This window comes from Segatella maculosa OT 289, assembly GCF_000243015.1.
Taxonomy (GTDB): Bacteria; Bacteroidota; Bacteroidia; order Bacteroidales; family Bacteroidaceae; genus Prevotella; species Prevotella maculosa.
The window spans coordinates 119,930-143,962 of record NZ_JH594505.1; the positions used below are offsets into that span (position 1 = coordinate 119,930).

The 24,033-nt window shown below is 51.0% G+C and carries 15 protein-coding genes and 1 rRNA gene; 7 read left to right on the forward strand and 9 right to left on the reverse strand.

From position 1 onward, the window contains the following. Positions 1–95 precede the first annotated feature (95 nt). The 3 genes from HMPREF9944_RS08780 to HMPREF9944_RS08790 all read right to left on the reverse strand — a co-directional run bounded on the left by HMPREF9944_RS08780 (position 96) and on the right by HMPREF9944_RS08790 (position 4,318). The gene (locus HMPREF9944_RS08780; protein ID WP_008565833.1) at positions 96–1,736 is read right to left on the reverse strand and encodes a hypothetical protein; all 1,641 of its coding nucleotides are present in this window, start codon (positions 1,734–1,736) and stop codon (positions 96–98) included. A 15-nt stretch (positions 1,737–1,751) separates the two neighbouring features. Beyond that, the gene (locus HMPREF9944_RS08785; protein ID WP_008565834.1) at positions 1,752–3,866 is read right to left on the reverse strand and encodes a TonB-dependent receptor; all 2,115 of its coding nucleotides are present in this window, start codon (positions 3,864–3,866) and stop codon (positions 1,752–1,754) included. A 131-nt stretch (positions 3,867–3,997) separates the two neighbouring features. Continuing rightward, on the reverse strand, positions 3,998–4,318 hold the full coding sequence (locus HMPREF9944_RS08790; RefSeq protein WP_008565835.1) for a hypothetical protein: 321 nt from the start codon (positions 4,316–4,318) through the stop codon (positions 3,998–4,000). A gap of 306 nt (positions 4,319–4,624) precedes the next feature. Here HMPREF9944_RS08790 and HMPREF9944_RS08795 point away from each other — a divergent pair, with 306 nt between their 5' ends. From HMPREF9944_RS08795 to HMPREF9944_RS08810, 5 genes are all read left to right on the forward strand, one after another. Continuing rightward, positions 4,625–4,858, forward strand: coding sequence for a YecH family metal-binding protein (locus HMPREF9944_RS08795; RefSeq protein WP_008565836.1), 234 nt, complete (start codon positions 4,625–4,627; stop codon positions 4,856–4,858). Positions 4,859–4,877: 19 nt separating this feature from the next. Beyond that, positions 4,878–6,347 carry a DUF438 domain-containing protein gene (locus tag HMPREF9944_RS08800; protein WP_008565838.1) on the forward strand — a complete coding sequence of 490 codons (1,470 nt, stop codon included), beginning with the start codon at positions 4,878–4,880 and terminating at the stop codon, positions 6,345–6,347. Between the two features lie 4 nt (positions 6,348–6,351). Next, a complete protein-coding gene (locus tag HMPREF9944_RS12985) occupies positions 6,352–6,522 on the forward strand; it encodes a hypothetical protein (RefSeq protein ID WP_155814651.1) in 171 nt (56 codons plus the stop codon). A 370-nt stretch (positions 6,523–6,892) separates the two neighbouring features. Next, positions 6,893–10,078, forward strand: a complete 3,186-nt coding sequence (locus tag HMPREF9944_RS08805) for a glycoside hydrolase family 2 TIM barrel-domain containing protein (RefSeq protein ID WP_052300158.1) — start codon at positions 6,893–6,895, stop codon at positions 10,076–10,078. A gap of 99 nt (positions 10,079–10,177) precedes the next feature. Continuing rightward, positions 10,178–12,136, forward strand: a complete 1,959-nt coding sequence (locus tag HMPREF9944_RS08810) for an alpha-L-arabinofuranosidase C-terminal domain-containing protein (RefSeq protein ID WP_008565842.1) — start codon at positions 10,178–10,180, stop codon at positions 12,134–12,136. A gap of 102 nt (positions 12,137–12,238) precedes the next feature. Here the strand turns inward: HMPREF9944_RS08810 and HMPREF9944_RS08815 are convergent, their stop codons facing one another. The 4 genes from HMPREF9944_RS08815 to HMPREF9944_RS08830 all read right to left on the reverse strand — a co-directional run bounded on the left by HMPREF9944_RS08815 (position 12,239) and on the right by HMPREF9944_RS08830 (position 18,704). Then, the gene (locus HMPREF9944_RS08815) at positions 12,239–12,841 is read right to left on the reverse strand and encodes an HU family DNA-binding protein (protein ID WP_008565843.1); all 603 of its coding nucleotides are present in this window, start codon (positions 12,839–12,841) and stop codon (positions 12,239–12,241) included. A 675-nt stretch (positions 12,842–13,516) separates the two neighbouring features. After that, the gene (gene secDF, locus HMPREF9944_RS08820; protein WP_008565844.1) at positions 13,517–16,513 is read right to left on the reverse strand and encodes a protein translocase subunit SecDF; all 2,997 of its coding nucleotides are present in this window, start codon (positions 16,511–16,513) and stop codon (positions 13,517–13,519) included. A 128-nt stretch (positions 16,514–16,641) separates the two neighbouring features. Then, the gene (locus HMPREF9944_RS08825; RefSeq protein ID WP_008565845.1) at positions 16,642–17,733 is read right to left on the reverse strand and encodes an endonuclease/exonuclease/phosphatase family protein; all 1,092 of its coding nucleotides are present in this window, start codon (positions 17,731–17,733) and stop codon (positions 16,642–16,644) included. A gap of 11 nt (positions 17,734–17,744) precedes the next feature. Next, positions 17,745–18,704, reverse strand: coding sequence for a rhomboid family intramembrane serine protease (locus HMPREF9944_RS08830; RefSeq protein ID WP_008565846.1), 960 nt, complete (start codon positions 18,702–18,704; stop codon positions 17,745–17,747). A gap of 217 nt (positions 18,705–18,921) precedes the next feature. Here HMPREF9944_RS08830 and HMPREF9944_RS08835 point away from each other — a divergent pair, with 217 nt between their 5' ends. After that, entirely contained in the window at positions 18,922–19,197 is a 276-nt protein-coding gene (locus HMPREF9944_RS08835; RefSeq protein ID WP_008565848.1) for an HU family DNA-binding protein, read from the forward strand. A gap of 505 nt (positions 19,198–19,702) precedes the next feature. On the opposite strand, the gene HMPREF9944_RS08840 is transcribed toward HMPREF9944_RS08835, so the two are convergent. Both HMPREF9944_RS08840 and HMPREF9944_RS08845 read right to left on the reverse strand, forming a co-directional pair. Then, the gene (locus HMPREF9944_RS08840; RefSeq protein WP_008565849.1) at positions 19,703–21,286 is read right to left on the reverse strand and encodes a tetratricopeptide repeat protein; all 1,584 of its coding nucleotides are present in this window, start codon (positions 21,284–21,286) and stop codon (positions 19,703–19,705) included. Between the two features lie 5 nt (positions 21,287–21,291). Continuing rightward, entirely contained in the window at positions 21,292–21,699 is a 408-nt protein-coding gene (locus HMPREF9944_RS08845; RefSeq protein ID WP_044113567.1) for an energy transducer TonB, read from the reverse strand. A 591-nt stretch (positions 21,700–22,290) separates the two neighbouring features. On the opposite strand from HMPREF9944_RS08845, the gene HMPREF9944_RS08850 reads away from it, so the two are divergent. Then, positions 22,291–23,822, forward strand: a 16S ribosomal RNA gene (locus HMPREF9944_RS08850). The last annotated feature ends 211 nt before the right edge of the window (positions 23,823–24,033 follow it).

Here is a 24,033-nt window from a genome sequence, read left to right on the forward strand (position 1 = left end):
GGTTGTCCGTTCATTCACCCCCGCAAGCCCACTCTCCCTTCCCTTTGTGAGGGGTAGGGGGTGGGTATTAGAGGGTTTGGGACGGGGTGTTTCCGCTAAAACCAGAAGCCGGCGTCGCTGTGTTTACTCTCTCCGTGCAGGTTCCACCAGAATTCAAGGACGGCAGTCTTGATGTCTTTTAAGCCGAAAGCCTCCATCAACGAGCGAATGGACACCAAGTCTTTCTGCGAATAGTCCTTCTCGTCGTTGCTGATTTTGGTCAGGTCGGCCTCTAAAACCTTCGATTCGAGTTCGCGTTCGTCGCTGTCCATGTAGATATTCATCGGCACTTTGATGGTCGGCATCCATGCTTCGTCGTTCCATTGTCGGCTGGTTGGTTCGCAGAAACCGCTTGCCTTGTCGTCTATGAACTTGGAGCATCGGGCACGCATCAGGCAGATTTCGAGGTCGAAACGCTTGTGGGTGCGCAGGAACTTGAAGTAACCTTTCACGCCGATGGGGTTCTTTTCGCCTGTGAATTTGGCCCCGTCGAAATGGTTGGTCTTGTTCCATGGGCTCGTATCGCAGTAGAGATAGTTGAAGAACGCAGTTGAGTTCTTGTCGGTATCTTCCTTCTTTCCGCCGTATGAAGGACGGATATTGTCCACCATGAAGAAGTGTTGATAGTGCCGATCTTCGTCATTTTCGACGATTTGAGAGGTGATATCGTTACCCGATTTGTCGTAATAATGAATGACGAAAGCCGACACATAATGGTCTTGGTCACTACCCATAAGGTTGACACATGGGGCATTTTGCGCGTCAGCAACCCACTTTCCGCCTTCCAAAGTGTACGTCAGTTTGTAGTTCTTTCCCATATATTTGAGCTCTTTCGGCGTGGGGTTCTGATGGAAGGCACGTGTTCCGTGCAGGTGTCCGTTGTAGATTTCGATTACAACCTTGGCCGGTTTGAAGAGCGAAGCATCGAGCCCTTCGTTGCCTTCTGCCTGACCATCAATCACAATAGGCAGCTTTACGTTGATATCCCACTGCCCCGTGCTGACCAATTTTGGTGCAGGATTGTAGAAAGGAGAAGGCTTTCCGTCGGCTCCGAACTTGCTTTCAGCGGCGTGAAGCAGGTCTACTGAGAGTTCAAAACGACGGCCGGGCTTCACGAATTTAATGAACCCTTGGAAGCCCATCGGGTTAGTTTCGCCGATAAAACTGCCGTTCAACTCGTCGGCATAGTGGTAGTCATAGGGCAACTCTGCCTTGTTTGTGACACGGACGGAGCTCATCTTACCTTCGTATTCCACCTGTTTGTACATCTGGAAGAAGTGCTGATGGATCTTGTCCTGACCGAGATTGAAGAACTGACTGTTCATCATTTCGCCCTTGTCGTTGTAGTATTCCATCTTTAAAAGGTAGACCGTGGAAGGATTGTCCACGCTATTCTTCACGTTGAATGCCGTCGTCGGGCTCGTCACGTGCCAGCCCTTGCCGGCCGTGGTCTGCCATTCTATCACCTGTGCAGGGGCAGCCGAGGCCTTGAAATCAGCCATCTTCGGCGTTGCATCAAACTTCCCGGCACCATTAAGCGTGCCTTCCTGCAACGTAAAGACGGCCCGAACGGGGTCTTCGTGCAACTTGTTGTTCTTCTCATTTTCCGGCTGTTCGGGGTTACAACCCACGATGATGCCTGTCAGGAAAACACTCATGGCAAGCAAAAAGCCATTGAAAAAATTCTTTGTATTCATCGTTTTATGTTTTAATTAAAAGTTCCATGTAATGATACAGCGTATATCTCGCCCCATGTCATGGGCGTAATAGCGGCTGCGGTTGGTGTATTCTTTGTATTCGCGGTTGAAGATGTTGTCGCCCATCAGGCTCACTTTTAACGATTGTCCCTCGCTGACAGGCACCGAAACGCCCGCCTCGAAGCCCACGAGGTGGTAGGCATCAGGCGTGAAAGCAACCAAATCCGTAGCGGGATTGAAGCGCGTCTGCTTGGCCACATAGCGGTGACTGATGCTGATTCTTGGCGACAGCGACCGGCAAAACGGTAGCGACCACGCCAAAGAGTGGGTCAGTCGGAAACTCGGAATGTAGGGAAGATAGTTATGGGTAGACTGCTCTTGCGCCCAAATCATAGCCGAAACAAGATGATAGTCGAGCGACGAAACGGGCCGAATGTGGGCATCCAGGTCGATACCTCGGAAGAAAGCGCGCGTCTGTCTGTACTGAAACACGGGATAAGCACCCGACACCACGACGATATTCTTGCCCGTTGGCTGGTCATAAATATAGTTCCTTATCCACTGAAGATAGCCATCAAGCTGTACAGAACAGCGACTATCGGCATACTTTATCGATGTAATCCACTTGTAACTCTGCTCAGATCGGAGCGTTGAATCACCCTTAACAAACATGCCAGAGCTTAGTTCATTGCCGTTACTATAAAGCTCATAGACATGCGGAGCACGCCATGCTGCACCGAAATGTGATGTAAGTTTGAGGTGAGAATCAATGTGATAGTGACCCCCGATGCTGTAGGTGAAGTTCGTAAAGTTGCGCTTTCCGCCATATCGTGTGCCCGTCCAGTCATAGCCATCGGCCTTGGTTTGCTGGCCATCGAGGCGCATTCCGCCCTCCAATCCCCAGCGGTCGGCCGTGTATTTCTGCAAGGCATAGAGCCCAAAAGCCACCTCTGTGTAATTGGGAATGATAGGCACCACACCCGTTCCGCGTTCATTATGGTTGTCGGTGGCAAGGAGTTGAGCACCTGCTTCACTCAACCATCGCCGGTAAGTCTTGCTCCATGTCAGTGCATTTTGCAGCGAACGGAGGTGCAGACTGACCGTCGGAATGTCCGAATGATTCATGCGTCGAATGCGGTTTTCGCGGCGATCGTCTTGCTGAAAGGTCGATTGCCAAGAGAAATTCCCCAAGTTTGGGTGGTCATAAAAGGCTTTGAAGAAAACCGTCTGATGGCTGATTCGCTGAAAAGGATAGCCGATGTGCCGGCTGAAGGGGGTAAAATAGACGGGTCGACCGAGCCTGATGCGCTCCTTAAGCAGCTGCTCATTGCCCATCTGCGCACTCTGCATGACGCCCAGTTTCTGTGCAAACAAACTGTAACCGGTCTCAAAACGCCACGCCTGATGCCTGTAACCAAGCGTCAAAGAGAGGTCGTTCTCGCGCAAACTTGTGTTGTTCAGCAGGTAATGGGCAGTGCTTCTGTCACCTCCGTTCTCTGTGTTTGCATGCAAACGCCACGCCCAATTGCCATGCCATTTGAATGAACTTTCAATGTAACCCGACGTACCTAAACGCCTTCCATTCGTGCCATAGAGAGCTGAAAGCATGCCATGTAGACCGCTATCATAGGGCAAAGGCGACTGTTGCATGAGGATAATACCGCCAAGGGCCTCTGATCCATACTTCACGGCCTCTGCTCCTTTCACTACTTCTATATCGCTATAGCTGTTCTTATCAACCTCTGGAGCATGGTCGGCCCCCCATTGTTGCCCCGTAAGTCGCGCCCCATTGCTCACCATAAGAATGCGGTTGCCATACATTCCGTGGATAACGGGCTTCGAAACTATCGTACCTGTCTGGATAGAACTCATGCCGCTGACTCCTTCGAGCAGTGACCCAAGCGAACGACCCATGGCCCCCGTGATGGCCGTTTGGCCGATTTGACTGCCCACATGGTTGGCTCCCAACACCGAACGTCGGGCGGTTACCACGACTTCATGCAGGCAAATGGAGTCGTGAACGGGCTTTTTGGGGCTCACATCTTGTGCCCCTATAGGCATACAACCGGCCATATATACGCCGAAAACGGGTATCAGCCGACGGATGCCTGACTTAAAATTGAGCATCATATCTTGTAAATTTGAAATTCTGTTGCGCGTTTTCTACCCACAAAACGGCAGAAAAAGGCACCTATAAGCTACGGCATGACTGCGCACACTTGCGTCTGTGCACACCTATACCTTATTATATAAAAAGGGAATCAGCCCACCGTAGGGGGAGAATGGCTGTTGACGGACGCAACAGTCTGATAAACGATTTGTTCGGATTTGGTAGGACGAACGATCCATTTCACCACGGTAATGGGTACAAAAACGGTGGACTTGACCGCTGCGGCTTCGTGCATCGTGAATTCACAGACGCTGCAAAGCTGCCCGACGGAAGCCTGATGACTGGCCGAAACCTTTGCTTGTCCGTGGTAACTTGTGTCATGGAAATGGACAGCTTTGAGTGCAAGCACCGACGTGAACACTGCAATCAGTGTCCAAGCATAGATACATTTTATCGTTTGTCTTGCTTTCATCTCTGTCCTTATGCCTGATATCGATAGCCTAAATCACATTGCAATCGATATATTCGCGGTAAAATTAGGCAAAAAGATGCTATCTTCCACCATGCTTTCTAAGTTTATAAGTAGATTTAACGCGCGTTAACAGGCTGTCCAGCGGTGGTGAAATGCGGGGTCATGTCACTATTACTGAAGAGCCATGTCGGTCTTTTCTTCTGTTAAAATACAATAAAACCCGCCCTTTCGTCACATATGTTACCCTTCATAGGGAGCCGTTTTCCTATCTTTGCACCCGATAATAACATCTAAAAGAAACAGATTATGACACACGGACACGAAGTTCTCCACATGATGGAGGGACACAGTTACGCTTCAAAACAGGAGCTTGTTGATGCAATTATTGCCAAATTCGGGGCCGAAGAACGCTTCTGCACGTGCTCTGCAGAGGACCTTGACGCTACCGAACTCGTTAATTTCTTGGCCGATCGCGATAAGTTCATGTCCACGCCTGACGGAGGTTTCACGGTGAATTTGGGGCGCATGTGCAATCATTAAAGCTGCGAAGGAAGACCATATGGGAAAGAAACTCGATTTAAGTAGGTCGGTCTACGACCTCACGAAGCAATATCCGGAACTCATCGACATCATGGTGGGCCTCGGATTCAGCGACATCACGAAGAAGTTCTTGCTCAACTCGGTAGGCAAACTGGTCACGATTTCCAAGGGAGCTGCCATGCGTGGCATCGATATGACAACCATTGTGACGACCTTGATGGCCCATGGTTTCGAGTTGGAAGGCGAGGCTCCGCAATCTGCATCGCCCGTATCGGCCCCCGAAGAGACCCATGCCGACCGCACAAACCGCCTGAAAAGCTATTTAAAACGGCTTGGCGAGGGCGAAGACTTGGAGCAGGTGCGCAAGGAATTTGCCGAGAACTTCAGTCAGGTTGAGGCTTCTGAGATTATGCAGGCCGAGCAGGAACTGATGGCAGAAGGTGTTCCTTTGGAAGAGGTGCAGCGACTTTGCGACGTTCATTCGGCTCTTTTCCATGGTGCAACAGGCGAGGAACAAACTTCCGGGAGCCATAGTGGAGCCGGACATGCGCACAATCACGACGCTATCCACGCCATGGCTGAGGCCAACAGTGGGCGGGCGGCCGACCTGTCACGCATTGATGGGCATCCCATTCAGACCCTCATGCGCGAGAACGCCGCTATGGAAGCGTTGCTCAACGAGGCATTCGGTCTCGAAGACCGTGAGCAAGTGGCCGCATTGTTGCCGCGATTGCGCGAGATAGCCATTCATTATGCCAAGAAAGGTGACCTGCTTTATCCGCATCTAAAGGTGAAATATGACATCAGCGGCCCCTCACAAGTGATGTGGACCATCGATGATGAGATACGCAACGAGATGGGAATTCTTGCACGAAAGTCAGTGCATGACGAGTTATGGTGGGGCAGATTGCAGGCTGTTCTGACCCGTGCAAAGGAGATGATTTACAAGGAGAACAACATTCTGTTGCCCATTTGTGCGGCTAACTTCACGCAGGCGGAGTGGCAACATATCTATCGCGACGGCAAGGACTATGCGGTTTGCCTCGGTGTGGAGCCGCTCGTGTGGGCCGAAGCCGAGCGTAATGAGACGCCAAATGGCCGAGAAGGCGAGATAGTTATGCCGGGTGGACACCTCACTTTGGCCCAATTGACGGCCATGCTCAACACGATTCCGCTCGAAATAACCTTTGTTGATGCCGACAACATCAACCGTTATTTCAACGAAGGTCCCAAGGTTTTGAAACGTCCTTCGATGGCTATTGATCGCGAAGTCTTTAGTTGTCATCCGCCAAAGATAGAGCCTATGGTGCGCAGCATCATTGACGATTTGCGGTCGGGTAAGCGCGATCAGGTGCAGATGTGGATGGAGAAGCTGGGTCGAACGATGCTCGTTAACTATATGGCTGTGCGCGATAAGGCCGGAAACTACGTGGGAACGGTCGAAGTGGTGCAGGATATGGAGTTCGCCAAGCAGCATTTTTTAAGATAAGTGCATGGCATTCGGGTGTCCGCTCACATGGAAAAAAGAGTCCATATACACGGTTGCAGGAGCAAACGCACGTGTTTATTGGGGCGGACGCACGAGCCGTGCGTCCCTACATGCGCTTGAGCGGCTCGTCATTTCAGCCATTTCACGTATCGATTGGGCCATGATAGGTATGTAGGGACGCACGGTTCGTGCGTCCGATCACATGAAAAAGAGAGTCCATATACGCGGTTGCAGGAGCAAACACACGTGTTTGTTGGAGCGGACGCACGAGCCGTGCGTCCCTACATGCGCTCGAGCGGCTCGTCATTTCAGCCGCATTGATAACCAACGACTTACGCTTTGCGTTTCAATCTCACCCATTTTGCATGGTAATCTCACCCATTTCGCCGTGCAATATGGCCCATTTTACCGCGCAATATGGCTGGTATGAAAAACCGATATGACCGTTTATCCTGTTTTGCATGCGTTTATTTGCAGGTGAAGTTTTTTTTGTTTATCTTTGCCACACAGCTGAGATACCTATAGAAACTTCAAACAATCGATACATGAATAAGAATTTTTTGATGGTAATGCTTGCTTTGGTAGGCTCCTTATGCAGCCGGGCCCAGCAGCAACCTACGTTCACCGAGTGGCACGACTGCGCCGTTAACGAGGTGAACCGCTTTCCGTTGCACACGAGCTTCTTTGCTTTCGAAACCAAAGACAAGGCGTTGAAGGGCGACAAAACCGTTTCTGACAACTATCTTTCGCTCGAAGGAGACTGGAAGTTCCGCTGGGTGGCCAACGCCGATGAGCGACCTACCGACTTTTTTCGGCCTGCGTTCGACGATGCTTCGTGGGGACGGATGGCCGTTCCGGCTTGTTGGGAACTCAACGGCTATGGTGACCCGGTCTATCTGAATATAGGCTTCGCTTGGCGCGGCCATTTCAAGGACAATCCCCCCGAAGTTCCCGTGAAAGACAACCATGTGGGGAGCTATCGCCGCGTGATTACGCTCCCGAATACATGGAACGGTCGGCAGATTATAGCACATTTCGGTTCGGTTACGTCGAACATGTATCTCTGGGTCAACGGACGATATGTTGGTTACACTGAAGACAGCAAGGTAGCTGCCGAGTTTGACATCACGAAATACTTGAAACCGGGCGATAACCTCATTGCTTTTCAAACGTTCCGTTGGTGCGATGGCTCTTATAGTGAGGACCAAGACTTCTGGCGTTTGAGCGGAGTTGCACGCGAATGCTACCTTTATTCACGCGACAATAACGTGCATATTGATGACTTACGCATTACACCTGACCTCACAAACCAATACACAGATGGCGACGCAATGATTGCCGTTACAGCGAAAGGTAACCCGATTATCGACTTTGAACTGCTGAATGCAAATGGCATGGCAGTGGTGAAAACCGAGTCAAACTTCAAGGGACGACAAAGAGGTAACGTGCATTTTGTGGTACGAAACGTGAAGAAATGGACGGCAGAGACACCTTATTTATATACGCTGGTGGCTACGGTGAAAAACCAAAAGCGCCAGGTAAAGGAGGTTATCACACAGAAAGTGGGCTTCCGCAAGGTTGAAATCAAGAATTCACAGCTGCTGGTTAACGGTCAGCCGATACTCGTCAAAGGAGCCGACCGCCACGAGATGGACCCCGATGGAGGCTACGTTGTGAGCACTGAACGCATGATACAAGACATCAAGATCATGAAACGTCTGAACATCAATGCCGTCAGAACGTGTCACTATCCCGATGATCCACGCTGGTATGACCTGTGTGATGAGTATGGACTTTACGTGGTTTCAGAGTCTAATCAAGAGAGTCATGGCTTTGGCTATGGCAAGGATTCGAAGATGACCGACCCGATGTTTGCCACGCCCGTCATGGAGCGTAACCAGCATAACGTGTCGATGCACTTCAATCATCCCAGCATCATCGTGTGGAGTTTGGGCAATGAAAGTAAGCATTGCGACCACTTTGTGAAGGCCTACGCATGGGTAAAGCAACAAGATCCGTCGCGTCCTGTGCAATATGAACGGGCCATTTGGGGTGGCGAAAAGGCTTCGGATATCTTCTGTCCGATGTACTATTCTGTCGCCGATTGCGAGAAATACTGTCGCGATACGACGAAAACCATGCCGCTTATCCAATGCGAATACAATCACACAATGGGTAATTCCGGGGGCAATCTTGCGGAATATTGGCAGCTTGTTCGACGCTATCCGAAGTTCCAAGGAGGCTTCGATTGGGACTTTGTTGACCAAGGATTGCACCGCAAACCCGACTATAAAGCGGGCCGAACGCTGGCAGATTATGAGGCAAAAGCAGCTTCGTTGGAGCTCGGAACAGGCAATCAAGAGGAGTATTGTTACGGTGGTGACTACAATAACTACGACCCATCAGACAACAACTTCAACTGCAACGGCATCATAGGTCCCGACCGTCAGCTCAATCCTCACGCCTATGAAGTGGCTTATCAGTATCAGAATATATGGACAGAGCCTGTAGACTTGCTGGCTGGAAAGATACGGATTAAGAACGAATACTCCTTCCGTGACCTCTCCAACTACCGCTTGAAGTGGACAGCCTTGGATGAATACGGCTATGAACTTGCATCAGGAAACATCGACAATCTGAATGTTCAGCCACAGCAGACGGCTGAAATTCAGTTGGCATTAGATGAAAAGTCCAGCCGATTCATGTACTTAAATGTGGATTATCTGCTGAAAGAAGCCGAGCCACTCATGGCTAAAGGACAGTCTGTTGCACATCAGCAATTCAAGTCAGACGCACCTGTTGCACATGCCATGTACGAGCCTTCACCCGTGAAAGTGAAGTTCATCGACAAGAAGAATGAACCGGTTATCCGTGTTGCAGGCAACAACTTCACCCTTGGTTTCGACCGAACAACAGGCTGGTTGACCCAGTATGAGGTTGGCGGAACCAACATGTTAGGCAATGGCGGCACGTTGAAAGCTAACTTCTGGCGTGCTTTAACAGACAACGATATGGGTGCTGATTTCCAGCATAAGCTTGGTGTTTGGCGCAATCCTGAAATGAAATTGATTTCGTTAACCACCCAAACGGTAGCTAATGGAACAATGAAAGCGCATCCAACTGTCATTGCATGCTATGACATGCCAGCAGTTAAAGCGCAGTTAAAGCTGACCTATACCGTCTTCGAGAAAGGCAAACTAAATGTCAAGATGCAGATGACGACCGACAAAGAGGCCAACATCAGCGACATGTTGCGTTTCGGAATGGTGATGCAGCTTCCCTATGACATGGAGCAGAGTCGCTATTTCGGCCGTGGCCCGATAGAGAACTACAGCGACCGCAAGGCATTTGCACGCATCGGCATCTATAAGCAAACAGTCGATCAACAGTTCTTCCCTTACATCCGTCCACAAGAGACTGGCACGAAACAAGACATCAAGTGGTGGCAGCAAACCAATGCCTCGGGCACGGGAATTGAAATCCATGGCCTGTCGGGCGACCTCTCCATGTCTGCTCTCCACTACGCCATTGCCGACCTCGACGAAGGACAGAAGAAGCACCAACGCCACAGCTATCAAGTGCCTAAGTCGCCTTTTACCAACCTTTGCATAGACAAAGAGCAGTGCGGATTGGGCGGAACCGACAGCTGGGGTTCGTGGCCTTTGAGGCCCTACCGCCTTTCTTATAAAGACCGCAGCTTTGAGTTCTTGCTGCGTCCCCGTGTGGAATAACTCCGAATATCCACCTTTTAACTCATAAAATCCACCTCCTTGGGGGTGGATTTCCTTATTTTTGCAAGCATAACACCGTTTCCTTAACAACAACCTCAAATGAAGACAAAGAAAATCTTGACAACTTTGCTATTGACGGCACTGGCCGCAGTAGGCGTCAACGCGCAACATCAGTTTACCATCAACACGAAACCCGGACCGATGATACAGCCCTCGATGTACGGTATCTTCTTCGAAGACATCAACTTCGGGGCAGACGGCGGCCTTTATGCCGAGATGGTGGAGAACCGTTCGTTTGAGTTCCCCGACCGATTGATGGGTTGGAACACTTTCGGCGACGTCACCGTGAGCGACTTGAAACCCGCTTTCGACCGCAACCCCCATTACGTCACGCTTGCTCCTTCAGGACACCGCGAGAAACAAACGGGACTCGAGAACCGAGGTTTCTTCGGTATGGGACTCAAAAAAGATATGTGTTACGACTTCACGGTCTACGCTCGTTTGCACACCTTGCAAGGTAAAGAGGCAAAGTTCCGCATAGAACTTGTCGACGAAGGCAACCGACCCATCTGCCGCGACACCATCACCGTGACAAACAACAAATGGCAGAAGCACACGGCAACGCTCATATCCAAGAAAACCGTTGAGAAAGGTTTGTTGCGTATCTTTCTCATGCCAGGAGAGTCGGTCGATATCGACCACGTGAGCCTGATACCCGAAGACAATTGGCACGGCATGCGCGCCGACCTTGTGAAAGACTTGGCCGACCTTCACCCCGGCATCTTCCGTTTCCCGGGCGGTTGCATCGTCGAAGGCACCGATCTCGCCACGCGCTATCAATGGAAGAACACCGTCGGACCCGTAGAAAACCGCCCCTTGAACGAGAACCGTTGGAATTATACCTTCCCCCATCGCCTGTTCCCCAACTACTATCAGACGCTCGGTTTAGGCTTCTACGAGTTCTTCCTCCTTGCCGAAAGAATCGGAGCCGAGCCGCTTCCGGTCTTAAGTTGCGGCCTTGCCTGCCAGTTTCAGAACGCCGATAACGATAAGAACGCCCATGTTGCCGTGGACGACCTGCAGCCTTACATCGACGACGCACTCGACCTCATCGACTTTGCCAACGGTCCCGTCACAAGCAAATGGGGCAGTCTTCGCGCCGAAATGGGGCATCCCGCTCCCTTCAACCTCAAACAAATCGGTATAGGCAACGAGCAATGGGGACCACTTTACCCCGAACGGCTCGAACGCTTTGTGAAACAGCTCCGCGCAAAGTATCCCGACATCAAGATATGCGGCTCGTCGGGTCCTTCGGCAAGCGGAAAAGACTTCGACTATGGCTGGGAACAGATGCGCAGGCTCAACGTCGACCTCGTAGACGAGCACTATTACATGCCGCCTGAATGGTTCTTGAACAACGCCTCCCGTTACGACGCCTACGACCGCAAGGGTCCAAAGGTCTTCGCAGGCGAATATGCCGCCCACGTTCCCCGGCTCGGCAACCAACCCACTGTGGCCATGAACAACTTCGAGGCCGCACTTGCCGAAGCAGCATTCATGACCGGCCTCGAACGAAACGCCGATATAGTCCATCAGGCCACCTATGCGCCCCTCTTCGCCCACGTCGACGGCTGGCAATGGCGCCCCGACCTCATCTGGTTCAACAACCTCGAGAGCGTCCGCACGGTCAATTGGTACGTCCAGATGCTCTATGCCACGAACCGAGGCACGCACATTCTGAACCTCACCGAAGGAGGAAAGCCCGTCGAAGGCCATGAAAAGCTCTACGCCTCGGCCGCATACGACAAGACAACGAAAGGCTACATCGTGAAGATCGTCAATGCAGGCGAAAAGGAACAGCGCGTCGACATCACCTTTACGAACCTGAAACGTCTCGGCAAAGGCCGTCTCACCACGCTCCACAGCAGCGACCCCCGCGCAACGAACACGCTCGACAACAAAACCCGCATCGTGCCGCAAACCACCGACATCGAGGCCTCCGGCAACGTACTCCAGACCACGATACCGGCAAAAACCTTTGCCGTCTACAGGTTCTGAAACCGCCCTCCGACAGCATTCCGCCAAACACAAACTGCCCATCTCCCGACGCTCGTCCGGTTGATGGGCAGCTTTTTTCCGCCTTGCGCAGCGCACGGAAGCCTAAACCTTCCCGTCCACGAACACTTTTCGATAAGGCGAACCGACGTTCCGTAGCCTTCCTTCGGCCTCAAGCCGGCGTGCAAGCCGATAAGCCACAGTCGACGAGAGGTGTAACTCGGCCCGAAGGTCGCCCACAAAGATACAGACCGACTCGGCAAAAAGCCTTTTGAGCGCGGCCTCTACCTCTGCTTCCGTGGGCAAGGCGTGCGGTTTCGTCCGATAAGTCACGTTCTCAAAGCTTGTCTCCCGCAGCGTTCTCATCAGCCCTTTCTCAGGCCTGAAGTTCACCGTCCGCACGTAAGGGTTGCGCAATCTGAACTTGTGCGTCTTCGGATTTTCGTAGAGTTCGCCCTTCACCGCCAGCGAGAAGTAGCCCAGTCCGGGCAGATACACGCGGTTGCCCTGCATCAGCTGCTCGGCCAGCTCATACGTCAAGGCATCGAGCGTGCCCACGATGTCGGCCACGGTCATTGCCGTTGCCTTTTCAATTAGTCGGGCTATCCGTTTGAGCCCCACCGTTTCATGCTCTTTAATCACGGCCCGGAATGCCCTGCTGTGCGTAATCCGCCCGTTTGTCTTCAATAGTTTGTAAGGTACTGCCATAGTCTTCTGTTTGATGAAAGCTTGTTTATGATTATTCCTTTAGGGAGGAAAGACATTTCTCTTAGGGTCTCCTATCCTTTTCCTTCTATCTCCGTTGAATTATCTCCGTGGAGAAAAATATTTATCTGTATGGAGATAAGAACTTTTCTCTATGGAGAAAAATATTTTTCTCCACGGAGATAAATTATTTTCTCTATTGCAAAGATAATTAAAGTTACGTAAGAAACAAAATGATTCGCCTTTAATCTTCTTTTTGTTCTGCCTTAATATTTCCAAAGAGTGGGGGAAACGGTCCGTTCGGAAAGGCGAACAGTGCGTGCATTCACGCGTAGTTGTGGGACGATGCGGCTTGAAATCTACTCGGAGCAGGGGTGAATGGTGCACGTGTCCGCTCGGATTGCCTGTTTATTCGGCAACCTTTACGCGTCGACCGTGTTGAGCGGACGCACCGACCGCGCGTCCCTACATGCAAAAAGCGGGGAGAAGTTGGCGCTCGGTATTGATTGTGGCGCCGCGTTCGAATACCTACATGCAAAAAAGCGGCCGGGGAATGTTCCCCGGCCTGCCTTTTCAGTTGTGTGTAAAGCCCGGCGTGGGGCTTACACCTTATTATATAATATACCTTTGAGATTTATTTCGCTTCACTAATCTTATGCTATTATATAGCTTTGAGATTTATTTTGCTTCGGCGGTCTCCAATGCTGCCTCGTTCAAGCGGCGGTCTTCGATGCTGCGGCCCATGAAGAGGTAGGCGATGGGCGAGGCGATGAAGATGGAGGAGAGTGTTCCGAAGACTACGCCCATTGTCATGGCGAAGGCAAACGGCTGGATGCTCTTGCCGCCCAAGAAGAGAATGACGAGCAACACAATCAGCGTCGAGAACGAAGTGTTGATGGTGCGGGCCAAGGTCTGGTTGATGGAGTCGTTGAAGAGCGTCTGAATGTCCTGTTTCGGGTGGAGTTTGAAGTTCTCGCGGATACGGTCGAAGACCACCACCTTGTCGTTGATGGAGTAACCGATGACCGTGAGTACGGCTCCGATGAAGGTTTGGTCGATTTCAAGCGAGAACGGCAGCATGCCTTGCAGGAGCGAGAACAGTCCGATGACCGTCAGCGCGTCGAAAGCGAGGGCTATCGTTGAGCCGAGCGAGAAGGCTACGTTGCGGAAGCGCACCAAGATGTAGAGGAAGATGGCTGCCAGCGCAATGATGACGCTGATGATGGCGCCGTAGGTGACGTCTTTGGCCACCGAGGGGCCTACCTTCGAACTGCTGATGATGGAGCCGCCGGCGCGAAGGTCGGGGTTCTTGAACGTTTCGAGGTTCTTCTGGCTGACGAGTCCGGCTTTCTTCAAGCCTTGATAGAGCATGTTCTCGGCTTCGTTGTCTACGGCCGGGTTGTTCGACTCAATCTTGTAGTTGGTCGAAATGCGTATGGTCTTGTTGTCGGTACCCAGCGAGAGCGCGCTCGTCGTGGCGTTCGGGAAGATTGTCCTGAGCACTTCGCGCACCTGTTCGGGCTGGGTTGACTTCTCGAACTGCACGACGTAGTTGCGGCCTCCCGTGAAGTCGATGCTCTGTGCCAGTCCGCGTACGAAGAAACTTCCGATGAATACGGCGGAAAGAATGATGACAATGCCGAACGTGCTCTTGTACATTGACATGAACTTGTAGTTCTTATCCTGCATGAGGTTCTTGCTGATGCCGGTCCAGTACTTCAGGTTCTGCCAACGGTCTTTGTTGAGTTGGTGTTCATAAACCAAGCGGGTGAGGAACACGGCACTGAAGAACGAGCATACGATACCGATGATCCACGTGGTAGCGAAGCCTTGAATGGGTCCCGTTCCGAAGACATAGAGAATGACACCCGTGATGAGTGAGGTCAGGTTGGAGTCGAATATGGCCGAGAAAGCGTTGCCGTAGCCCGCGGCGACGGCCTGTTTCATGCCTTTTCCCGCTCGGAGTTCCTCCTTGATGCGCTCATAAATGAGCACGTTGGCATCGACCGCCGTACCCAACGACAGCACCATACCCGCGATACCCGACATGGTGAGCGCGGCTTGGAACGAGGTTAGAATGCCCAATGTGAAGAAGACGTTGATGATAAGTGCCGCATTGGCAATCATTCCCGGTATGAAGTTGTACATCAACACCATGTAGATAATCAGCAGCACGAACGCAATGGCGAACGAAATGATGCCTTGCTGAATGGAAGCGGCACCGAGCGTGGGGCCTACAACCTCTTCCTGAACGATGCGGGCAGGCGCAGGCATGCGGCCCGACTTCAGCGTGTTGGCAAGGTCTTTGGTCATTTCAACGGTGAAGTTTCCCGAGATGGAGCTTGAACCGCCATCGATTTCGCCGTTCACACGCGGTGCGGAATAGACCGCATTGTCAAGAACAATGGCGATGGCTTTGCCGATATTGGCCTTCGTGAGGGCTGCCCAGCGGCGTGCTCCCTCGGTGTTCATGGTCATGTTGACCTCGGGTTGCCCCGTCACGTGGTTGAATTCGTCCTTGGCATCGGTCACAACGTCGCCCTGCAGCGGTGCCTGTCCGTTGTTAGATGTGACCTTGATGGCATAAAGTCCAAAGATGTTCTTGGCCTGAATGCCGTCTTCGGGCGTGGCACTCCACAGCAGTTTCACGTCGGAGGGCAGCACTTGCTTGGCTACCGGCCCGTAGATGAGTTTGCTGATGGCTGCCGTGTCGCGCACGCTGGCGTAACCAACGAGGGCAAGAGAGTTCTGTCCGGTGGTTTGCAGCATGGCCAAGAGCGGGTGTTGCTTCTTGGCAGCCTCCATTTGTGCGTTGCTTGTCTTGGCAACGTCGTTCTTGTCGGCGTTCTTTATCTTGAACTTAGCCGGCTTTTCAGCTGGTTTTGCCTTTGTTTCGGCAGCCGTGCTGTCGGTAGTCTCCGTTGTTTCGCCGTTGGCCAAGCGACTGTCGAGTTGCTGCAGATAAGGAATAATCTCCTCGGCGTTGTAGGTTTCCCAGAATTCGAGGTTCGCACTACCCTGCAAAAGCTTGCGCATGCGTTCGGGTTCCTTGATACCTGGCATCTCAACCATAATGCGGCCGGTTTGTCCTTCAAGCTTTTGAATGTTGGGCTGAACGACACCGAACTTGTCAATACGGGTGCGGACGACATTGAAAGAGTTGTCAATGGCTGCCTGAACTTCCTCGCGGAGCACTTTTTCTACCTCAGAATCAGAACTTTGAGGATTGACCTTGCCTTGCAACTGCTGTGTGGCAAAGAGCTCGGCGAGGCGGTGTCCCGGTGCATTCTGATGATAGTACTTCACGAAAAGCGAGATAAAATCACTCTGACTCGTCTCCTCTTCAGCGCGAGCTTCCTTCATTGACTTGGTGAAAGCAGGGTCGGTCTTGTGGTCGGCCAGCGTTTCGAGCACGTCGGGAACAGACACTTCGAGGATAACGTTCATGCCGCCTTTGAGGTCAAGTCCCAGACCAATCTGGGTTTCCAAGCATTTCTGATAAGAATAAATCCCGAGATACTTCACAGAATCCTTGTAATCCTGCTGTGCAATAGGGTCTTTGAGCTTTGCAGCCTCGCTGTCATAGTAGCGTGTGGCAAACGAGAATGAAAGATAGAAAATGCTTGCAAGCGTCAGAAGGACGGCTGTACAAATTACAATTCCTTTGTTTTGCATTTTTTTATTTGTTATTGATAATTGTTTTTCGCTGCGCAATACGAAAGCTTCACCTATCGTATATAGACGTGCAAAAATACAAATTTTCTTGCAGTAAATGAAATTTATGCGCGTGAAATATACAATTTTTACTGTTTTCCTTGCTTTTTCAGCCAGCAGATAATGGGGTAATGGTCGGATTCTTTGATGCTGCGGTCCACTTTACAGGCGTAAGGTTGCCAGTCATCGGAGCACATGATATGATCGATGCGCACATACATTCCGCCCTTATGATAGCTGATTCCGGGGCCATTCCCGCTGGCAATGTAGCAGTCGGTGAGCCCTTTAGCGATGGTGCGTCGGGCGTATGAGATGGGGCTGTCGTTGAAGTCGCCGCAGAGAATGATGCTGCGCCCCTCGTGCTTGCTGACATATCGGGCCACGGCATCGGCCTGAACAGCCCGCTTGGCCGAGGCTTCTCCGAGCTTGTCCACCAACTTGTAGGACATTCGCTTGGCCTCCGGAGTGGGCAAATCGCCCTTGACCATCTGCTTGAACTCGCGTTTGTCTTCGCTCGAAAGCCCGGTTGTTTCGAGGTGATTGTTGACCACAATGACCGTGTCGCGCCCGATTTTCAACTCAAAAGCACCGCTGAGGTTGCCCCGTGAGGGGTAGATGATACGCTCATGCGAGAGGATAGGGAACCTGCTATAGATGGCTATGCAGTCGCTTGTGGGCGAAACTTTCAGCGTATCTTTGTAAGGATAGAGCTTGTCAAGCACAGCATCCACGCGAGCCTGCCCGATTTCGTAGGTCATGGCCTCCTGCAAGCACAGGATATCGGCCTTCTGTGCCTTGATATATTCAAGAATCGGGAACTTACCGTCAGCATGTCGCTCCCAACCGGCAAAGCTCCACACATTATAAGACATCACTTTGATGGCATCCTTGGGAATATCGTGCGGGACATTGAAAGGAATGTAGGCTCTGACGGGCATATAGCACACTAAATAGCCCATGACGGGGAGCCATGCGCCCTTCTTCTTGACGCAAAGCCAAAAGAGCAGAAAGCCGAAATTGAGGACGAGGAACACGGGAAACAACAAACCTACATTGGCCAACAGCTGATGTTTCACGGGATTGAAGCGGTCGGAGAAGCCCACGAACGTCATCATGAAGATGGTGGCCAGATTGGCTCCGGCCACGATTTGCAAGGTAAACCGCTTGATGCCACGCAACATACGCCTCTTTGTCAATGCCGTTTGCTGCTGTCGAAGAGCTTTCGCTTCTCTTCGGCCGTGAGACTGTCGTAACCGCTCTTGCGTATTTTGTCGAGAATCAGGTCTACTTCGGCCTGATCTTCGCGTTCCCGGCGGTTATAGTCCCAATCTTGCTGCCGATTGTTGTAGGCGTTGCCGTTGCTTTGCGTCCCGGTGTGCCCGAATTCGTTACGATGTGCCCGGTTATCCCAGCGTCGTTTCAGATTGTCGAAGAACTGTTGTCCGCCCGAACGGTCGTATCCGGCTCCGGGGTGGCTTCGCCAATAGCGTATCAGGAAGAAACCGACGACCATTCCGCCCAGATGGGCCAAGTGGGCCACGTTGTCGTTGGTGGTGGACATGGCCGAGAAGAGCTCAATCCCGGCATAAATCATCACGAACCACTTGGCTTTGATGGGTATGGGAATGGGAATGATGAACAGCCGCTCGTTGGGAAACGTCATACCGAAGGCCAACAAGATGGCATAGACGGCTCCCGAAGCCCCCACCGTGGTCCAACTGTTCAGGGCATCGCCCAGATGGCGGGCCACCTCGGGCAGTTGTGCGAGGGAAAGTGAAGGATATTGCGACGCAACCGTGAGATAGAACGAGCAAAACTGGGCCGCTTCTTGGAACAAACCGGCCCCGATGCCGCATGCAATGTAATAAAAGAGGAACTTTTTCGGCCCCCATACGTTCTCAACCACCATGCCGAACATCCATAGGGCAAACATGTTGAAGAAAATATGCTCCAAACTGGCATGCATGAACATGTAGGTGACGAGCTGATAAAGGCGGAAATCGGGTGCCATGAAGAAGTGCAGCCCGAAGATGTCGTTCAGGTCGACGGGGCCTGCGCCCGAAAAGCTCACCGTTCTCAACGCATACATCATCAAAAATGCAAGCACGTTGATGATGAGCAGGTTCTTTGTTATTGTCGGAATACGTCTCATTCGTAATCGTTTCTAATCGTTCTATGTTTGATGTTATTGGGCACAAAAATACGAAAAATATTGTTTAATTCGCCTTAAAACAGGCTTATTCATGCCGTTTTTTGCTTTTTATCTTACTTTTTTTCCTTTTTTGTTTTGTTTTCTGAAAGGAATAGCCTATATTTGCCAAATCAATAAACAATTTTTCAACAATTAATCATTTTAATTTAACTGAATTATGAACAAAACAGAATTGATCGAGAAGATCGCCGCAGGTGCAAATCTGACCAAGGCAGACGCAAAAAAGGCATTGGACGCAACAACTACAGCCATCAAGAAGGCGCTCGTTGCAGGTGACAAAATCCAGCTTGTAGGCTTCGGCACATTCAGTGTGAACAAACGTCCAGCTCGTGAGGGTATCAATCCTGCTACAAAGCAGAAGATTAAGATTGCAGCTAAGAAGGTTGCAAAGTTCAAGGCAGGTGCTGAATTGTCTGATGCAGTGAACAAATAATTGTAAAGATTTATCATAGATTAAACGAAACGGGTTCGTCAATGGGGGTTCCCCCATTGGCGACTCGTTTTTATTTGCCGTTTTGTTTCAACCGTATTGCGAGACAATACAGTCATGATGACAGTGTAGGGACGCACGGCTCGTGCGTCCGCTCCATTGGAATAGAAATATAAGCACATGGTAGTTTGGACGGACGCACGAGCCGTGCGTCCCTACATACCGTTCAACAATTAACTTGTGCACTTGTCTACTCGTCTACTGTCAACTGAAACGTGAACGGGCGCACGAGCCGTGCGTCCCTACATGCATTCGAACTGAAATTCAACGACTTACACTTTGCATTTCAATATCAGTCATTTTGGCGTGCAAAGTGGCCCATTTCATCGTGTAAAATGGCTGAGGTTGCACGGTGAAATGGCTGAGATTGAAACGCAATATGGTTATGCCTAATTTTACTTGGACTGAAACGAGTTTCCAACGAAATCAAAACTTGAAGGCTTAGTCGTTAAAGACTTCTGATACGTTCATCGAAATCCTTTGCTCCTCCCTGCGCATGGAAGAGCTTTTGCAGGAGACGTTGCCGCATATTGGTCACGTTTTGCGGACTGATTCCAAGCAGAACAGACAGTTCACTGGGGATAAATCGCAGGCGAATGAGCAGGCAGACAAGCCGTTCTTTCTCGTTCAGGTGGCTTTGATGGAGTGTTTTCATCAGTGAAGGGGCGTGGTTGGCAACAAGCTGATAGAGTTCTTGGCGACTGTTTTCAGGTGCTTGGCGGCCACGCGAGGCGAGACGGTGCAGCGTGATGACGCAATCGGTGGCCAGCATCTCGTTTTCGATGTTCCATTTCTCAGGAGCTTTCCGGTCATCTTGATAATCTGCGATGCGTTTTTCCAGTCGGCTGATTTCATTTTTGGCCCATCGGTAGGCTTCAAGGTCGTGCACGTAGCGTGCATTGACGTTGTTGAGGTTGCGATAGAGCCTTTTCACCTTATTTATATAGTAGCGGCGGCCGACGAAAGCTGCCACCATCAGCAGGATGATGACGAGGAGCAGCACCGAGATGCGTTGATAAGCACGCTTTTGTAGGGCATTTTGTTCGAAATCTGACTGCAGTCGGGCTATTTCGTCGGTGTTGATGCTGGGCGATTCCTTTGTGGCACGGTGGTATTCTTGGAGCAGGAACGTGTTGTCGGGCTTGATTTTCAGGAGCGAATCGAGGGCGGAAATGCGAATATCATGCTCGTTTGAGTTGGCTGCCTTGTACCAATAGTCCACTGCCATGGCCGTATTTCTGCGGTGTTGCCACAGGTTTCCGATGGCCATGGCCGTGCGGTAAGTGTAGTCAAAAGGGTAGGCTCGGGCGAGATAAGCGCCGGATTGGGCGTAATCTCCGCGGTCGAAATACCACTCGCCAAGGCTTGTCAGTATCTCGGCATAGGTACTTGGGTCGGTTTTATTGATGAAAGGCAGCGTGAGTTTGAGGCATTTCACGGTGCTGTCTGCATGGTTTAACCGCTTATGAGCCTTGCTTTCCAAGAGGTAACACCGTGCGATGAGCGTGGGATTGCGGTCGAACCGGAGGGCAGCCTTGCGTGCTTCGCGGAATTGCCGCAGTGCTAATTGGTAGCAACCGTTGTCAAGATTGATGCTGCCCAACGTGAGTTGGAGCCTGCAATAGGGGTAGGCATCTTGCTTGTCTGCGGTTTCTTGAGCCGCAATGGCATTGGCGAGTGCGTCTTTATAGTTGCCGTGCTTGTATTGGTTGATGCTTTTGCAGAGATAAGCACGCGAGAGCAGGGTGCGTGTCCCATTGTTTTTATAGTGCGTGATGAGTTGGTTGGGAAGGGAATTCGTTTGGAAAGAGAGTGGTTTCTGTAGGTAAGTCTCACAGCAAAGTAGGTTGTAAAAGGCCGTGTCTTCGGCAGATTCGAGTTTTATTTTGCCCTCGTAGAGTCGGTTGAACGCTGCGTCGGGGTCGATACGTTGCAGGCTGTCGATGCGCGTGAGAAGCGGATTGCGGGTGCTCCGCGTGGAGCAGCCCGCAAAAAAGAGCGCAATTGTCAGCCCGAAAAGAGCTTTTCGCATGGTTCTTATTTGAGTTTGAACTGCACGGGTATGTTGAATTTCACCCTTACCGGCTTTCCGTCCCTCTTGCCCGGCGTCCATTTTGGCATGCTATTCACCACTCTCACGGCCTCGGCATCAAGCAAAGGGTGCACGGATCTCACGACTTTGACGTTGGAGATGCTGCCATTTTTCTCGACGATGAAGCGTACGATGCATCTTCCTTCTATGCCTTTCTTTTCGGCTTTCTTGGGATATTGCACGTTTGTGAGAAGGAAATTCATCATCTCTTGCATACCTCCCGGAAAGCTGGGCATCACATCTACGATGTCATACACCTTGCCTTTTCCCTGTGTTTCCGCCTCGGCTGTTGTGAAACAGAGCGTCATCAGGAGCATTGTCAATAGGGTTTTCATTGTTGCTTTTGTTTTCATTGTCTTTTCAAATTGATGGTTTTATAATTAATGTTGCTTGTCATGACAATGCAAAAGTAGTAATTTCAGTGTTTCCTGTCAAGTAAATCGTTACACAGGTTTACACAAGTCCCTGTTTTTTCTTTTCGATTTGCGTGCCTATACCATTGTTCCAACTTGGTAATTTAGGCTACGAAGCAATATAAAATGAGTTTTTTTGAAAAATAATCTCTAAAATATTTGCAGATTGAAAAAATATATATACCTTTGCAAACGCTTTCAGGAAGAAATCGTAATTATTAAAGTTGATTATAGAATTCCAAGAGCAAGGCGGAAGTCTTGTTAAGGCTTTTTGCCAATCATAAAAACATCGTTCTTTGATAGGATTTAAGATAAACAGAGAAGTAGTACAAGAAGCGAGGTGCGTGCCTTTTTGGGTGCGTACCTTGGGTAGAAGAAACGAGCCGTTCAATTATTTTGGAGAGGTTTTGCTTTAGACTTCGATACTTAATGAAGGAATTCGTTCTGGACAGATTAACTTGAGGTAGATTGGTAGAGTAGGAGTATTCGTGCTTTTTATTCTTTGGCTATTTACCTTATGATTTCTATTTTACAATGGAGAGTTTGATCCTGGCTCAGGATGAACGCTAGCTACAGGCTTAACACATGCAAGTCGAGGGGAAACGATGAGAGAGCTTGCTCTCTTAGGTGTCGACCGGCGCACGGGTGAGTAACGCGTATCCAACCTGCCTCTGACCAAGGGATAACCCGTCGAAAGTCGGACTAATACCTTATGCAGTCGTCGGAAGTCATCTGATGACGACGAAAGATTTCATCGGTGAGGGATGGGGATGCGTCTGATTAGCTTGTTGGCGGGGTAACGGCCCACCAAGGCAACGATCAGTAGGGGTTCTGAGAGGAAGGTCCCCCACATTGGAACTGAGACACGGTCCAAACTCCTACGGGAGGCAGCAGTGAGGAATATTGGTCAATGGGCGCGAGCCTGAACCAGCCAAGTAGCGTGCAGGATGACGGCCCTATGGGTTGTAAACTGCTTTTATGCGGGGATAAAGTGAGGGACGTGTCCTTCATTGCAGGTACCGCATGAATAAGGACCGGCTAATTCCGTGCCAGCAGCCGCGGTAATACGGAAGGTCCGGGCGTTATCCGGATTTATTGGGTTTAAAGGGAGCGTAGGCCGTGGATTAAGCGTGTTGTGAAATGTAGACGCTCAACGTCTGACTTGCAGCGCGAACTGGTCCACTTGAGTGTGCACAACGCAGGCGGAATTCGTCGTGTAGCGGTGAAATGCTTAGATATGACGAAGAACCCCGATTGCGAAGGCAGCTTGCGGGAGCACGACTGACGCTGAAGCTCGAAAGTGCGGGTATCGAACAGGATTAGATACCCTGGTAGTCCGCACGGTAAACGATGGATGCCCGTTGTCAGGCTGTATCAGTCTGGTGACCAAGCGAAAGCATTAAGCATCCCACCTGGGGAGTACGCCGGCAACGGTGAAACTCAAAGGAATTGACGGGGGCCCGCACAAGCGGAGGAACATGTGGTTTAATTCGATGATACGCGAGGAACCTTACCCGGGCTTGAATTGCAGACGAACGATTCAGAGATGAAGAGGCCCTTCGGGGCGTCTGTGAAGGTGCTGCATGGTTGTCGTCAGCTCGTGCCGTGAGGTGTCGGCTTAAGTGCCATAACGAGCGCAACCCCTATTCTCGGTTGCCATCGGGTAATGCCGGGCACTCCGTGGAGACTGCCACCGTAAGGTGTGAGGAAGGTGGGGACGACGTCAAATCAGCACGGCCCTTACGTCCGGGGCTACACACGTGTTACAATGGCCGGTACAGCGAGTCGGCCGCATGCAAATGCGGTCCAATCCTGAAAGCCGGTCCCAGTTCGGACCGGGGTCTGCAACCCGACCCCGCGAAGCCGGATTCGCTAGTAATCGCGCATCAGCCATGGCGCGGTGAATACGTTCCCGGGCCTTGTACACACCGCCCGTCAAGCCATGAAAGCCGGGGGTGCCTGAAGTCCGTTACCGCGAGGGTCGGCCTAAGGCAAAACCGGTGATTGGGGCTAAGTCGTAACAAGGTAGCCGTACCGGAAGGTGCGGCTGGAACACCTCCTTTCTGGAGACGATATTCCATTCTGCCGTATGTTCGGCATTTGTAAAGGTCAGAGCATTCCTTAAGCGTTCGTCCTTCCACCGTCTTCTTGTACTCACGGACCTGTTTTGTATTATAGAGAAAAAGGAAGCCGGGCTCCCCAAGCCCAGGTCTTGGACAGCAACCAACCGGGATTCGTGAGCATGATGATTATTGATTGTTAATTATTAATTAT